Below are 14256 nucleotides of genomic sequence, written 5' to 3'. Positions count from 1 at the left end.
AGATACCGCGTTTTGGTGTACGAACATTGCAATTTGCAGGTAATTTGAGTAGTAGATGGTGTCATTCCAGTCTGGAATCCAGTTTCTATTGTACAGCCACCTGGTGTGCTCATTTAAAGTGAAGTTTTCTGGATCCCAGACTGGGATGACATCTTTCTTGGTCTCTTGTATCACAATGTTCGTACAGCTATGTGCTTGTTAGCGGAATCTACAACGAGATACCGCAGTGGTATGACGTAGTAGCTATATATAGACAAATTTTCTTTTCTTAGATATAATCTTAAGAAACCTTCCATATGAAAATTAAAAGAGCTTTAATATCAGTACACGATAAGACAAATATAATTGAACTTGCATCGTTTTTGATGCAGCAACAAATAGAAATTCTCTCAACAGGGAATACTTATAAAGTGCTATCAGGTGCGGGAATAAAAACGCAAGAAGTTTCAGATTACACACAATTTCCAGAAATACTAGATGGCAGAGTGAAAACTTTACATCCTAAAATTCATGGAGGAATACTCTGTGATCGAAAAAGGCACGAAAAGGAAATGCAGAATCTAGAAATTAAGCCGATAGATCTGCTTATAACTAACTTATATCCATTTTGGAAAACGGTTAATAGCAACTCAAGTGAGAAGCAAATCATAGAACAAATAGATATAGGTGGAGTAGCATTAATTAGAGCTACAGCAAAAAACTTTCATTTCACTTCAGTGATTTCTAGCATTCAAGATTACGAAACACTGAAAGCTGAGATGATCAAAAATAACAATCAGACAACATTAGAATATAGAAAACATCTAGCAACTAAAGCATTTGCTCTGACTGCACAGTATGATTCTAATATTTACAATTGGTTTTTATCACAGGGTAAAAGCAATGAGTTACCAGAGTTTTTTACTTTATATGGATGTAAAGCACAAGGACTCAGATATGGTGAAAATCCTCATCAAAAAGCTGCATTTTATAGCAATCAATTTAGCAAGTATCCACTGGAGAAAATACATGGAAAAGAGTTGAGCTATAATAATATAGTCGACATAGAGTCTGCACTTAACATAATTTCTGAGTTTCAAGAACCTGCAGCAGTGATAATAAAGCACAATAATCCATGTGGCGCTGCTGTTAGTGATAGTGCTTTAAAAGCATATGAAAAAGCTCTATCATGTGATGAAATAAGCAGTTTTGGTGGAATAGTTGCTTTCAATCGGGAGATAGATTTAAAGCTAGCAGAGAAATTAAACGAGATATTTTTGGAAGTGGTGATAGCACCATCGGTAAACAATGAGGCACTAAAAATTTTACAAAAAAAGAAAAATTTAAGAGTGATTATTCATCAATCTCTTCAGCAAAATGCAAAATATCAAATCAAAAATGTTGTTGGCGGGTTCTTAGTGCAAGAAAATAATAACCATACAGTAAAAGTAGAAGAAATAAACCGAGTGACAGAATGCACTACAACAAAAAAAGAGAAGGAAGATCTTATTTTTGCTTGGAAAATATGTAAACATGTAAAATCCAATGCAATAGTGATAGCAAAAGACGGTTGTGCTATTGGCATCGGTGCAGGACAAACAAGCAGAATAGATAGTGTGAATATTGCAGTAAAAAAAGCAGGTGAAAAATGTAAAGGCGCAGCGCTTGCTTCGGATGCATTTTTTCCATTTCCAGATAGTATAGTAGAAAGTGCAAAGCATGGAATTACAGCTATAATTCAGCCAGGTGGCTCATTGAAAGATCAAGACGTGATAGCAGCTGCAAATGAGAATAAAATTGCCATGTTTTTCACTGATGTTCGTAACTTTCTCCATTAAGCTTTGTATCCTGTCAAAATTATACCCACACAGGGCTTTGTTGCATAGCAGCTTATAGGTATGAAAATTGTAGTAAATTTATGTAGTTACTTTAAACTCAACTATACCTATCTGTAATTGTAAGCTGTACTCTTGAGCTCCTGATGCGATTTATAGCAAATCCTAAAATGCCTTGCTGTTTTTCCTTATAGACATTCAGCTTACCTTGTACATTAGCCTATCTGGATGACATTTTACTTTTTCTAGAATATAATAATTCCCTAGAAATTACCCTACTCAATTCTATTGTACCTTGTTTAACATTGAAACATGAGTCTGGAATCTAGAAATTTTTTAAGAACAAAAGTTATTCTAAGTTTTTGTTGGTAAGAAAGACTGGATTACAGCTCCATGCACTGGAATGATATCTAGGTCTAAAGTCTACATAAAAATCGTTTACAATCGGCGTTCAATGTGATAAGTTGAAAGCAGTTTATTCCTCGGTAGCTCAGTGGTAGAGCAGTTGGCTGTTAACCAATTGGTCGCTGGTTCGAATCCGGCCCGGGGAGCACTATTTTATACAATCTGTACATTTCACTTTTAGCCCAAAATTCACTACCTTTTTTTTGTCTCTTAAACAGACAAAACGTGTGAAGTTATATAGTTTTAAAGCCTTTACTGTCAAAATGCAAAGATGTCTGCGCTTCACTTAGCTTGCTATCTGGCTCCTCTCCTATTTTTCTTTTATTACATTTCCTTTTTAATTGAGGAAGGACATTTTTTGGCAATGTTTCATCAATACTGCAATAATTGTAAATGAGCGAAGTAAGACGCACCAAATTTCCACTCGCCAAAGTCTGTATATCTCTGTAATTAATGCTGTTATCATATACTTTAAGTGTAATAAGATTTTTAAGATTTCCACTTGCTAAAGCCTCTGCACCTTCATTACTGATTTCATTCCATCCTAAACTCAGTAAAATAAGCTTTTGAAGGTTTCCACTTGCTAAAGCTTTTGCCCCCCTATCGCCAATTTTATTATCATATAATTTAAGCTCAGTAAGACTTGTAAGATTTCCACTGGCTAAAGCCTCTACACCTTCATCACCAATTTCGTTTCCTCCTAAATCAAGCGAAGTAAGATTTATAAGATTCCCGCTTGCTAAAATCTTTGCACCTTCTGTACCAACATAACTGCAACTTAGATCAAGTGAAGTAAGATGAGAAAGCTGAGCTAATTCTTTTATAAACTCATAATTAATTTTTGAACATCGTAAAATAAGTCTTGTAATGTTTGTATTGTTTTTTAAAAAGTTTACTAATCTATCAACATTAATTATAGCACCTGATGTTGCTAAAGTATTATCCTTTACATATTGACTATAACTCATTTGACCTCACTATTAAAGCTATGCAAGTGTTTTAGTAAACACTTCAGCAACTGTCAATCACTTTAATAAAATATTTTATGAAAAACTTCATATACCATTGCCTCCAAGCAGCTTTTTCTATCTCTTATTTTAACACAAAAGTTGTGAGAAGAGTTTGTTTTTGGTACCATTGAGGGTTTCGATGTTAACTTCTATATGAACTTTAAATCAGTCGTTTTATGTATACTAGATGGCTGGGGTAATGGAATAGAAAATAGTAAATACAACGCTATTAGCAATTCAAATCCACCTTGTTGGCAACATATTAGCTCTAATTATCCAAAGTGCAGTTTATCTGCCTGTGGAACTGATGTTGGATTACCAGAAGGCCAAATAGGCAATTCAGAAGTTGGTCACATGAATATTGGTAGCGGTAGAGTGGTAATGCAAAGCCTTCAGCGTATTAATCAAGCAATCGAAACGATAGAAAATAATGCAAATCTACAGAATTTTATTAATGATCTAAAAAGTAAGAATGGCATATGCCATATAATGGGATTGATATCAGATGGCGGTGTTCATTCGCATCAAAAGCACATTTCAGCTTTAGCAAACAAGATATCACAGCGCGGAATTAAAGTTGTAATACACGCATTTTTAGATGGCAGAGACACACTGCTAAATTCAGGGAAAAGATGCATTCAAGAATTTACAGAAAGCATAAAGGAAAATGATATAAGAATCGCCACTGTCTCTGGGCGTTATTATGCTATGGACCGTGATAATAGGTGGGAAAGAACAATTGAAGCTTATGAAGCCATCGCATTTGCAAAGGCGCCTCGTTATGATGATGCAGTATCGCTTATTGATGAAAATTATCAAAATAATATAACCGATGAATTTATCAGGCCCGCAATAATAGGCGATTATCAAGGTATAAAACCAGAAGATGGATTGCTATTGGCTAACTTTCGTGCTGATCGAATGATACAATTGGCAAGTATTTGTCTTGGTAAAGCAGGCTATACTGAAGTGGCAAAATTCTCTTCAATTTTAAGTATGATGCAATATAAAGCGGACTTAAAAATCCCTTATCTCTTTCCTCCTGAATCTTTTGCCAACACTTTGGGACAGATAATAGAAGACAATAAATTACGGCAACTGCGCATTGCAGAAACTGAGAAATATGCGCATGTGACTTTCTTTTTTAATTGTGGAAGAGAAGAACCTTTTTCTGGTGAAGAAAGAATACTCATTCCTTCACCAAAAGTTAAAACTTATGACCTGCAGCCTGAAATGTCAGCCTTTGAGCTCACAGAAGAGCTTGTAAAAAAAATTCATTCTCAAGAATTTGCGCTGATAGTTGTAAACTACGCTAACCCTGATATGGTGGGACACACAGGTAATATAAAAGCAGCCGAGCAAGCTGTGCTCGCTGTAGATGATTGCCTTGCAAAAGTACTCAGCGTTGTCAAAGAAGTGGGTAATACTGCACTCATTGTTACAGCAGACCATGGTAATGTGGAATGTATGTTCGATGAAGAAAATAATACACCTCACACAGCGCACACTCTAAATAAAGTTCCATTTATTATATCTTGTGAAAATTTAAAACTGAGAGATGGAAAATTATCTGATATTGCTCCTACTATTTTACAGCTACTTGGACTCAAAAAGCCAAATGAAATGACAGGTAGTTCGTTGATTGTATAATTTTTCGCATTACTCTCTATGCACAGCTGTTGTAGTTTGAAACATCGTAAGGGTGTCACTCAAAGTAGTCCCGGTGTTATTTCAGTAGCCCCTTCAGTGTCATCCCAGTGCTGGGATCCCATTCTTCTTGACTCCTGGATTCCAGCGTCACGAGAAAGTAGCAGATTTATGACGGCAGTGCCCAGAGGTGTCATTCAGTAGCACCTTGTCGTTCCAGTAGCTCTTTCGGTATTATTCAAGTAGCCTATTCGGTGTCATCCCAGTGCTTGACATTGGCATCCAGTCCTTTTATACAAAAAACGTTGTAAAGTGTTTACCAACTTAATGCCCAATCTGGATCCCAGTGCCAAGCACTGGGATGACACCATCATAAAGGAACTAGTGTTAGCTACTTGAATGATATTACATAGATATGCTTTAACTTAACCCAACTTTTAAATTTTTCGCTGTTAGTACTAATGATTCATCAAAGAAGCTATTAATATCACCAATACTATCTATATTTTTCACACTGATAGATTGGTCAATTCTTTTAACTAGATTAGATAAAACTTTGTTAGGGCCAACTTCAACAAACTTATTAGTGCCATGGCTTATCATATATAAAACCATCTCTCTCCATCTTACTCTACTTACAACTTGCTTAGCGAGCAAAGCTCTTATGATCTCTGGATCACTTTCTTCCTTAGCTGTAACGTTTGATACAAAAGGAATCGAAGGGCGAGTTATGTTGATGCTTTTTAAAAATTCCAGAAGTTTTTCATCAGCAGGTTTCATAAAAGATGAATGAAAAGGCCCACTAACTTGTAATTTTATCATTTTCTTGACACTTGAGTTTTTGAATAAATCAGGTAAGACCTCAAGAGCCTCTGCAGTACCACTCACCACTACCTGCCCACCACCATTATCGTTTGCAATTTCACAATCAATTTGAGCTGATTTTAATATACCTTCTACTTCACTTATTTCTGCTCCAAGTAGAGCAAACATTCCACCTTTGCATTTTAGTGAAGCTTCATGCATTGCTTCGCTACGAACTTTTAGCAACTTGACTGCAGACTCAAGCGTCAATGCCCCTGCAGCACACAGCGCTGTATACTCGCCAACTGAATGCCCACAAACATACTGAACGCTGTAAAGAGATTCACCAAATACGTGCTTCATAACACGTAGCGTTGCAATTGACACTGCCATTATAGCTGGCTGAGCGTTTTCCGTGATGGTTAATTTCTCAATAGGGCCATTGAAAATCAAATGAGACAGCTTTCTACCCAATATGTCATCTACTTCATCAAATACGTTCCTTGCAACTGAAAATTCATCATATAAGCTCTTTCCCATTCCTACAAATTGGGAGCCCTGACCAGGAAAAGCAAAAATCATAAAAAGTTTTTCATTCTTCATTGAGAATACTACTTTATTTATTTTTTGTCAATATTTCACAATAATGATTGACCAAATGAACCAGATTCACTAAAATCTTAGCTGGTAAGAAATTTGTAAGAACAATGGCAGAAATCGACTATCACAAAGTTACTATAGTTATGACAGATGGTCAAGAGTTTGAAACTTATTCCACTTATGGAAAAGAAGGTCAAAGAATAAAGCTTGATAGAGATCCTCTTACTCATCCTGCATGGACTGGAAGTTTGACAAGCGGTTCAGGGGAGAAGGATAGTAAAATAGCTAAGTTTAATGATAAATACGGGAGTCTTTTTTAGTTCCTCCCCTCTTTATTTAACATGTATAAATATAAAAATGTAGGCTATATTGCTTCTTCGCTACCCAAGTCTCAGGAAGTATCTAAACTACTACAGAAACTCAATTTTATCAATATAGCAGAAGCAGGTAAGCATGAAGTTGATCTGCTGATAGTTGTTGGTGGCGATGGTTTTATGCTACGCACCCTACACAACTACGTCATAGGAAATAAAGATATACATGTGTATGGAATAAATACCGGTAACGTCGGATTTTTGATGAATAAATGCTTTGAAGATCTAATTGATCATATAGAACATGCAGTTCCTACTCAGCTAACTTTACTAAAAATGGAAGCCACAGACATAAGTGGCAAAAAACACCATTACATCGCAGTAAATGAAGTGTATGTCTTTAGAAATGCAAATCAAATAGTGGAGATGAATATTACCATTAATGATAAGCTAAAAGTAGAAAAATTCAGAGGAGATGGAATTATATTGTCTACCCCAACAGGTAGCACTGCATATAACTTCTCTGCCGGTGGGCCAATCTTACCACTTAATTCAAATTTACTTGCACTGACTTCCATTAATAGCTACTACCCAAGGCGTTGGAATGGAGCGCTAATCTCAAATGATACAATAGTGCAAATTGATATCAATGATGTGAAAAATCGTCCAGCACTTGTAGTATCAGATTACAAGGAATTTCACGACATATCGCAGGTAAAAATACAGAAAGATCACGAAAATACAGTCACTCTACTTTTTGACAAAGATTGCCCTTTGAATGAAAGGATCTTTGATCAGCAGTTCTTATACTAATATTTATTCTTAAATTAGTATTCACTATATCTTAATAACTATAGCGTAATCAACATAACATTGTAATTAATTTTGGAGCGAATATGCCTGGATCAGCAAACGTAGGAAACGTCAGAATAACTGAAAAAGATGGAATAGAAAAAACAAGTCTACCAAAACCAGCACGCAGAAGCACAGTGCCAAAAACAAATGGTGAAAATGAAACTTTACAACATACAAGTTCGGCTAGCGAATCAAGTTCTTATGAAGAAAGGCAAGAAGAATCGAATGGTGCAAATACAGAACCTATTTATGCATCCATAGGTCCAAATACAAAATCTCCAAAAAAGAGTTCAGATAGTCGAGAAGGTAATCCAAGCCTAAGCAGATCACCTTCTCAAGAAACAGTATATAGCGAACCTTGGAATAGTCAAAAAACATCAGAAACTTTAGAAAAATTAATGAAGGCACATCCAACTCCTACACCATCATATCAAACAGATGGCTCTGAAAAATCTTTGCTTGGAGATAATAAAAAAACAAACAGATTTTTACAGAAAGTAAAATATACGATGCAAAAGAAGAAAGTTACAATGCCTTTCGTAGGTCTTATTACGGCATGTTGTATTACGTCAATCGTTTTAGCTGTGAAGCAAAGAGAATTCATTGGATTCATCGGCAGCATAAATCCTGTTACTATATTTGGCGGAGTATTAGCGTCTTGTTTAGTCTTGGGAATTACGTGGGAACTTATGCAAGCAGTCCGTACTAAGGAGCACAAGATTACAAAAAGAGACACTCGAGAAGTTTTAGGTGAGATATTAGATACACTTAAGCAAGATGAGAAATGCATCAAGTCTTTGGTATTAAAATATAGCAACGGTAATCGTGTTTACTTTACGTTTCACTCTCTTCCAGAAAAAGCAAAAAGTAATTCAAACATCGTAGAACTTACAGGCCAGCCAATCTATTACAAGAGTAAAGTAAATTCATTAATCAATGATAGAATATGGCTTCCTATCTTAGGAACAGTTCTTATTACTGGAAACATAACCTTCCCTTTAGCACTTTATTCAACAGGTGGTTTGAGCAATATAGTAAGTTCATACACAAATCCTACTATTTACTGGCCAATCGTTGCAATTTCAGGCACTCTACTGCTTTTCACTTTAGCTTGCACAATTCATCATTGGAGCAAAACTGATTTTAAAGATTATTTGTTATTACATAAACAAAATGCTAATAGTGAAAATCCTAATGAAACAGCTATTGAAACTGTAAAAAGCAGTCAAGAAAAGATTAGTTCAAAATTGTTACAAGTAGTTGCTGAACGATGTGGCCATCCAGATATTACTTATATTATTAATTAAATCTGGCTCGTACTTCTTTTTATCGCTATTCCAGTACTGTAACTGCAACGTTTTGAAGATTTACACTTGCTAAGACCTTGCTATTTTGATAGCTTGAGATGATGACAAGGAAGGGGTTTGTTTATGAAAAAAGGTTTAATATTTATATCTTTAGTAGCGGCTTTATTGATAGTCGTTAATTTTTTATATAAAAATAGCGGAATTGATGATTCACAAGTAGTAAACGTTTATTCATCTCGTAAAGAAGAATTAGTACATAGTTTGTTTGATGATTTTACAAAAACCACTGGCATCAAGGTACGTTATATCATTGACGATTATTCCCAATTGCTTTCACGTATGGAAAATGGCGGTGAAGCTGATTTGTTTTTAACTGCAGATGCAGTGAATTTGATTTTAGCCAAAAAAAGAGGGCTCTTATCTCAAGTGGATTCAGAGACTCTAAAAAATGCCATACCTGCAAAATTTAGAGATAATGAAGATTATTGGTTTGGTCTCACAAAAAGAGCTAGAATATTGGTTTACAATAAAGAATCAGTAGATCCTAAGGAATTAAGTACCTATGAAGATTTAGCGAATGAAAAATGGAAAGGGAAAATATTAGTACGCTCTTCCACAAGTCCATATAACCGATCATTGATCGCTTTTATGATTGCAAAAAATGGTTTTGAAAAAACAAAAGAATGGGTGAGTGGAATTGTAAGCAACATGGCAAGAAAACCAAGCGGTGGTGACACAGATCAAATTTATGCTGTAGCCGCTGGTGAAGGCAATGTTGCAATAGTAAATAGCTACTACTTTGCAAGAATCCTTTCATCAGAAAATAAAAAGAATATCACAGAAAAGTTAGGAGCTTTCTTCCCGAGTGATGGTGTAATGGTGAATATTAGTGGTGCAGCAGTAACAAAAAACGCAAAACACAGAGAAAATGCCATAGCTTTATTGGAGTTTTTTGTAAGCAAACAGGCTCAAGAGCTATATGCTAAAAAAAATCAAGAATATCCTATTGTTGAAGGTATTGAAACTTCTGATGTGTTAAAATCTTGGGGAAATTACCTACAAAGTACTCTGCCTATAAGTGAGCTTGAGAAGCATCTCTTTGAGGCTGTTATGATAGCAGATGAATGTAAGTGGAAATAAAATTTTATAGCTTCCTTCTACTTTACTTTAGAGTTGTGTAATTGAAATTAAGAAAGTAGAATAAGCTCAAAAAAGGAGCTATGGACAAGAGAAGGAATTTATTAAATATCTCAGACCTCACAATCGGTGATGTAGAAAATATAACTAAATTAGCCAACCAATACCTTGAAGAAAAAGTTGAAAATAGTCATGTTCTGAAAAATAAAATAGTCATAAACCTATTCTTTGAAGATTCAACACGTACGCTCGCATCTTTTGAAATAGCAGCAAAAAGCCTTGGAGCAAATGTTATAACTTTACCAATAAAATCTTCTTCTATTAACAAAGGGGAAGATCTAAAAGATATGATAAAAACACTAAATGCAATGAATCCTGACTATATGATAATCAGGCATAAAAGTAGTGGTATTATTAATACATTGGCAAAGCATGTCAACTGCTCGCTAATCAACGCAGGCGATGGAAGCAGTGAACACCCAACTCAAGCTCTTGCAGATTATCTCGTAATTATCAGTCATAAAAAGCAAATAAAAAACCTCAAAATTGTGATATGTGGAGATATTTTGCACAGTAGAGTTGCAAGATCAAATATAAGATTGCTAAAAATGTTTGGAGCAAAAATAAGCTTAGTTGCACCACCAGCTTTGATGTGTAAACATTTTTCTGAAGTAGATTCACTTCACTACTCACTAACTGAAGGTATAAAGGATGCTGACGTAATTATGCTTTTAAGGTTGCAAAAAGAGCGCATGAATAATAATTATTCAGAAAAAGAATATTTTCACTTGTATGGACTTGATGCACAAAAACTATCGCACGCAAAACCAGATGCAATTGTTATGCACCCAGGACCAACAAATAGAGGTATCGAAATTAGCAATGATATAGCAGATTGTGTTATTTTACAGCAAGTAAAGTTTGGATTAGCAACGCGTAAGGCAGTACTGCACTATTTAATAAATGTTTAAGTTAAAAATTAATGTTTAAGGAATTTTAGACATAATGACCCTCCTATAAAGAAAAGATTTAGAAAAATATAACACACCTTATGACAGAAATTAAGCGTACGTGTACGCACTGAAGTAGACTGTGCTATATTTTTTATTGAAAAATTAATTGAAAAGTCTGCAGACTTGAATAAGGTGGATTTCGAGCTCTAAAATACCCTCATTTTTACTGATAATAATTAAGCTACCAAATGTGTCAAGTATTTTTTTGCATTTAATTTACAACTACGAACGTTTATTTGCAAAAAATACTATAAACATAAAATGATAGATGTCATAAAAGTAGCCAGCACTGGCATCCAGTTAAATTTGTGAGTTAAAAGTTATGCTAAAATATAACGTTTCTAATGATGATGGAAAATGGATCCCAGTGTCGGAGCACTGGGATGACATTGTTTAGTACGCAAATTACCACAATGTTCATACAGCTGTATACTGATTTCTTTAATGTCCGTACAGTTGTATGTCAGCTACTCGAATGACAATTTCAGATAAAACCTAGATAAAAGAGAAAAATAAATTTTTACATAATCATACTTGTACAATAACTAAAGCACTTTTTACTGTAGATTAATCATTTGATTATAGTATCATTTTAATTAAGCCTATATTTGCAATGTTTATGAAATATAAAGCATTCTTCATACTATTAATTGTTATATCTAACCTGCTTGCTGCAGAACAGCCTGAAGAAAATAAAAATGAAAGCAGTATAAATCAAGAAGACGTATCGAAAAGCAACACTGATGCTGAAAAAACTTCTCCGCTTCTGAGCGAACTCAAAGAAATCACAGACCCAACAAATGTAATCAATGAAGAAGTACCTTCAAGTAATCAAACAAACCTACAGTCTGAAGAGGAGACTAATATAAAAGATACCAAAGCTCTAACAAGTCCTTTATCAGAAGAAAAAAAAGAAGAACCTGAAGAGAAGAAAATCAGTCACAATAATCAAACAAACCTACAGCCTGAAGAGGAGATTAGCAAAAAAGACACCGAACTTTCAACAAGCCAATTAACAGAGAAAAAGAAAGAAGAACAGCCTGACAATATAACACCTGTGAAAAAAGAAAATGAAGAAAGCGAAAAATGGACAAAGCTAAACAAAGAAATAAAAAAACATAAAAGCAAGTCTATATATAAAAGACAATATGATAGCCTAAATGAGCACCTTCCTAAAACTATATTTACTGATGATTACAGTAAGCAATTTTTTTACTGCATCAAGAAGGGCAACTTAATTTGTCTAAGAGGAGTAATAAATAAGCTAGAAAAAATTGGATTAACAATTCAAGAAATACTAAGATTTAGAAATAAATTGGGTGATACTCCTCTAATTTATGCAGTGAAACAAGGTGAAATAGACACAGTTCGCTTTCTCTTATTACAAGGTGCTGATCCTAGAGTAGTTGACAATAATTTTAAGTCCCCTATTGAAATAGCAATCGAAAGGAATCAGATCAACATAATAAACGCAATTGCCGAAATGATGCCATACCTTTTAGAGGATAAAGAAATAAACAATCAAGAAAACTCAGAGATGTATAACTTTGCTATAAAAATAAAAGAAAACACGTGTGATGCAAAAGATAATTAGATTTTTGATATTAATTTTAGTTGGTCATTTATGCTATGGAGATGATGCAATCAATGATTTTTTAAGCGCTCTGCATGATGTAAAATACGTATCTTACAATACAAAAGACTTTGCTAAATTTTTAGTACAGTGTAATAAAGCCAGCATACCACAAGATTTTAAGAAAGGTTTTGGTCCTAATTTAAATGGTGCTAATTTTAGTCAATTGTATTTAAGCAAATCTATTTTTGATGGAGTAAGTTTAATTGGTGCCGATTTTTCTAACACCGATTTATCAGATGTGTCTTTTATCGATGTTGATTTACGTGGTGCCAATTTTTCCAATGCTAATTTACATGGCGTTAAAATAAAAGGCACAAATTTAAGTTTTTCAAAATTTGCTTCTACAAATTTAACAGATATCATATTTGATCAGTCTAATATCAGTTATGCTGATTTTATCAATTCTAATCTCAACAAAGTAAGTATGCGTAATATAATTGGTTTGCATACCAAGTTTTTGAATGTAAAAATGAATTTCTCCAATTTATCAAACTCAAGTGCCAGCTACATCAATTTTAGTGATAGTGAAATAAATGACACTGTTATGCAGAAAAATAATTTCGACAACGCAAGTTTCTTTGGAGTGGATGCATATAAGCTCAAGGTACAATTTTCTTCATTAAAAAATGCTAACATATATGGTGCAGAAATAAAAAAATCGGATTTTACAGGTAGCAATCTTTCAAACGCCTATTTTAATTCTTCCATTATAGTCAACAGTAATTTCGAAAAAGCCAATTTAAGCAATTCACAAATTTCCTATGTGAAAGGGGATAATTCAAACTTCATTAAATCTATACTAAATGGTTCCAAGATAAAACATGCATATGTTTTCGAAGCAGACCTTCAGGATGCTGACTTATCTAATATTGATTTTAGTTTTAGTGAATTGTATAAAGTTAACGCCTATGATGCTAACATTTGTCACGGAAAGTTTCATAATACTAAAGTTGTGAATTCTGACATGCATGGTTCGTTCTTTGACCATTCATTGTTTACCTCTGCAAAAATAGAAGATTCAGATCTTTCCACAACTTCAATGTATAAGACAAAAATTAAAGACTCTCAAATTTATAATAGTACTCTTTCCCACCATAATATGGATTCGAGTGAGATAGAAAATTCAATATTCTTCAAATTATTAGCTGATAATTCGAGCTGGTCTAAGTCAAAAGTCACTAATTCAAACTTTATTGAAAGTGATTTCAAATCCTCCGTGTTTTATGATAATGCCTTTAGAAAGACTAGTTTTTTTCTTAGCAATTTGAGTAATTCAACAGTGAGTGATGTCTCTTTCCTCTCTTCAAGCATATATAAAAGTTCAATTGCTGATATTCATTTAACAGATTGCAAATTTGATAATTCAATTTTGATTGACAATCAAGGACAGACAAAAATTACAAATCTAGAGAATGCCATAACTTCAATTAAAGATCTGCAAGAGAAAATATCGCAGGGCAAAAAATTTGATGTAAATTATTCTTACTTTGAGTTTAAGGATATGAATTTAGAAAATGCTAATTTTTCTAATTCAATATTAAGTAGAGCAAAGTTTGTAAACGTTAATTTGAATAAGGCAAATCTTGAAAAAGCCGATTTACGTTATACTGTCTTTGATAATTCCTCTCTTATTGATGCCAATTTATCAAATTCTAATTTAGAGGGCTCTAGTCTTTTAAACTTTGATTCAAAAAATACAAAGTCTTAAAAAAGC

At 33.9% G+C, this 14256-nt stretch carries 12 protein-coding genes, 1 tRNA gene and 1 pseudogene; 10 read left to right on the top strand and 4 right to left on the bottom strand.

Going from position 1 to position 14256, the window contains the following annotated elements:
• Positions 1 to 5: 5 nt before the first annotated feature.
• Positions 6 to 135, bottom strand: a pseudogene (locus OOL05_RS06820) (WPE palindromic element domain-containing protein); the annotation flags it as partial.
• Positions 136 to 296: 161 nt separating this feature from the next.
• Here OOL05_RS06820 and purH point away from each other — a divergent pair.
• Both purH and OOL05_RS01755 read left to right on the top strand, forming a co-directional pair.
• Positions 297 to 1817, top strand: coding sequence for a bifunctional phosphoribosylaminoimidazolecarboxamide formyltransferase/IMP cyclohydrolase (purH, locus tag OOL05_RS01760; protein ID WP_264730589.1), 1521 nt, complete (start codon positions 297 to 299; stop codon positions 1815 to 1817).
• 476 nt (positions 1818 to 2293) lie between these two features.
• Positions 2294 to 2365 (top strand) — tRNA-Asn (locus OOL05_RS01755).
• An 87-nt stretch (positions 2366 to 2452) separates the two neighbouring features.
• Here the strand turns inward: OOL05_RS01755 and OOL05_RS01750 are convergent.
• Positions 2453 to 3187, bottom strand: a complete 735-nt coding sequence (locus OOL05_RS01750; RefSeq protein WP_264730572.1) for a leucine-rich repeat domain-containing protein — start codon at positions 3185 to 3187, stop codon at positions 2453 to 2455.
• Between the two features lie 195 nt (positions 3188 to 3382).
• Between OOL05_RS01750 and gpmI the strand changes: the two genes are divergently transcribed.
• Positions 3383 to 4879, top strand: coding sequence for a 2,3-bisphosphoglycerate-independent phosphoglycerate mutase (gene gpmI / locus OOL05_RS01745; RefSeq protein WP_264730570.1), 1497 nt, complete (start codon positions 3383 to 3385; stop codon positions 4877 to 4879).
• A 59-nt stretch (positions 4880 to 4938) separates the two neighbouring features.
• Here the strand turns inward: gpmI and OOL05_RS01740 are convergent, their stop codons facing one another.
• Both OOL05_RS01740 and fabD read right to left on the bottom strand, forming a co-directional pair.
• Positions 4939 to 5073, bottom strand: coding sequence for a hypothetical protein (locus OOL05_RS01740; protein WP_264730568.1), 135 nt, complete (start codon positions 5071 to 5073; stop codon positions 4939 to 4941).
• Between the two features lie 223 nt (positions 5074 to 5296).
• A complete protein-coding gene (gene fabD / locus OOL05_RS01735; protein WP_264730796.1) occupies positions 5297 to 6262 on the bottom strand; it encodes an ACP S-malonyltransferase in 966 nt (321 codons plus the stop codon).
• A gap of 125 nt (positions 6263 to 6387) precedes the next feature.
• On the opposite strand from fabD, the gene rpmE reads away from it, so the two are divergent.
• From rpmE to OOL05_RS01700, 7 genes are all read left to right on the top strand, one after another.
• Entirely contained in the window at positions 6388 to 6600 is a 213-nt protein-coding gene (gene rpmE, locus OOL05_RS01730; protein ID WP_006013575.1) for a 50S ribosomal protein L31, read from the top strand.
• A gap of 21 nt (positions 6601 to 6621) precedes the next feature.
• Positions 6622 to 7407, top strand: coding sequence for an NAD kinase (locus tag OOL05_RS01725; protein ID WP_010402806.1), 786 nt, complete (start codon positions 6622 to 6624; stop codon positions 7405 to 7407).
• A gap of 83 nt (positions 7408 to 7490) precedes the next feature.
• Positions 7491 to 8756 (top strand): hypothetical protein, encoded by a 1266-nt coding sequence (locus OOL05_RS01720; RefSeq protein WP_264730566.1) that lies wholly within the window; start codon positions 7491 to 7493, stop codon positions 8754 to 8756.
• A gap of 123 nt (positions 8757 to 8879) precedes the next feature.
• Positions 8880 to 9896: a Fe(3+) ABC transporter substrate-binding protein gene (locus OOL05_RS01715; RefSeq protein WP_007302093.1), complete on the top strand. Its 1017-nt coding sequence runs from the start codon at positions 8880 to 8882 to the stop codon at positions 9894 to 9896.
• 80 nt (positions 9897 to 9976) lie between these two features.
• Complete coding sequence (locus tag OOL05_RS01710) at positions 9977 to 10864, top strand: aspartate carbamoyltransferase catalytic subunit (protein ID WP_264686576.1); 888 nt, start codon at positions 9977 to 9979, stop codon at positions 10862 to 10864.
• Positions 10865 to 11525: 661 nt separating this feature from the next.
• Entirely contained in the window at positions 11526 to 12500 is a 975-nt protein-coding gene (locus OOL05_RS01705; RefSeq protein ID WP_264730564.1) for an ankyrin repeat domain-containing protein, read from the top strand.
• Positions 12484 to 14250 (top strand): pentapeptide repeat-containing protein, encoded by a 1767-nt coding sequence (locus tag OOL05_RS01700; protein ID WP_264730562.1) that lies wholly within the window; start codon positions 12484 to 12486, stop codon positions 14248 to 14250. Before OOL05_RS01705 ends, OOL05_RS01700 begins: the two co-directional genes overlap by 17 nt.
• Positions 14251 to 14256 lie beyond the last annotated feature (6 nt).

The organism is Wolbachia endosymbiont (group B) of Episyrphus balteatus, from assembly GCF_947250575.1.
Taxonomy (GTDB): Bacteria; Pseudomonadota; Alphaproteobacteria; order Rickettsiales; family Anaplasmataceae; genus Wolbachia.
Note: the sequence above shows the minus strand (reverse complement) of the source record. Positions and strands in the feature narration are given on the sequence as shown.

Bases quoted from the DNA above. Each gene is read 5' to 3' on its own strand.
- OOL05_RS01720 (WP_264730566.1), top strand. From the start codon at position 7,491: ATGCCTGGATCAGCAAACGTAGGAAACGTCAGAATAACTGAAAAAGAT.
- OOL05_RS01740 (WP_264730568.1), bottom strand. From the start codon at position 5,073: ATGACACCTCTGGGCACTGCCGTCATAAATCTGCTACTTTCTCGTGAC.
- fabD (WP_264730796.1), bottom strand. From the start codon at position 6,262: ATGATTTTTGCTTTTCCTGGTCAGGGCTCCCAATTTGTAGGAATGGGA.
- OOL05_RS01750 (WP_264730572.1), bottom strand. From the start codon at position 3,187: ATGAGTTATAGTCAATATGTAAAGGATAATACTTTAGCAACATCAGGT.
- purH (WP_264730589.1), top strand. From the start codon at position 297: ATGAAAATTAAAAGAGCTTTAATATCAGTACACGATAAGACAAATATA.
- rpmE (WP_006013575.1), top strand. From the start codon at position 6,388: ATGGCAGAAATCGACTATCACAAAGTTACTATAGTTATGACAGATGGT.
- OOL05_RS01705 (WP_264730564.1), top strand. From the start codon at position 11,526: ATGAAATATAAAGCATTCTTCATACTATTAATTGTTATATCTAACCTG.
- OOL05_RS01715 (WP_007302093.1), top strand. From the start codon at position 8,880: ATGAAAAAAGGTTTAATATTTATATCTTTAGTAGCGGCTTTATTGATA.
- OOL05_RS01700 (WP_264730562.1), top strand. From the start codon at position 12,484: ATGCAAAAGATAATTAGATTTTTGATATTAATTTTAGTTGGTCATTTA.
- OOL05_RS01725 (WP_010402806.1), top strand. From the start codon at position 6,622: ATGTATAAATATAAAAATGTAGGCTATATTGCTTCTTCGCTACCCAAG.
- gpmI (WP_264730570.1), top strand. From the start codon at position 3,383: ATGAACTTTAAATCAGTCGTTTTATGTATACTAGATGGCTGGGGTAAT.
- OOL05_RS01710 (WP_264686576.1), top strand. From the start codon at position 9,977: ATGGACAAGAGAAGGAATTTATTAAATATCTCAGACCTCACAATCGGT.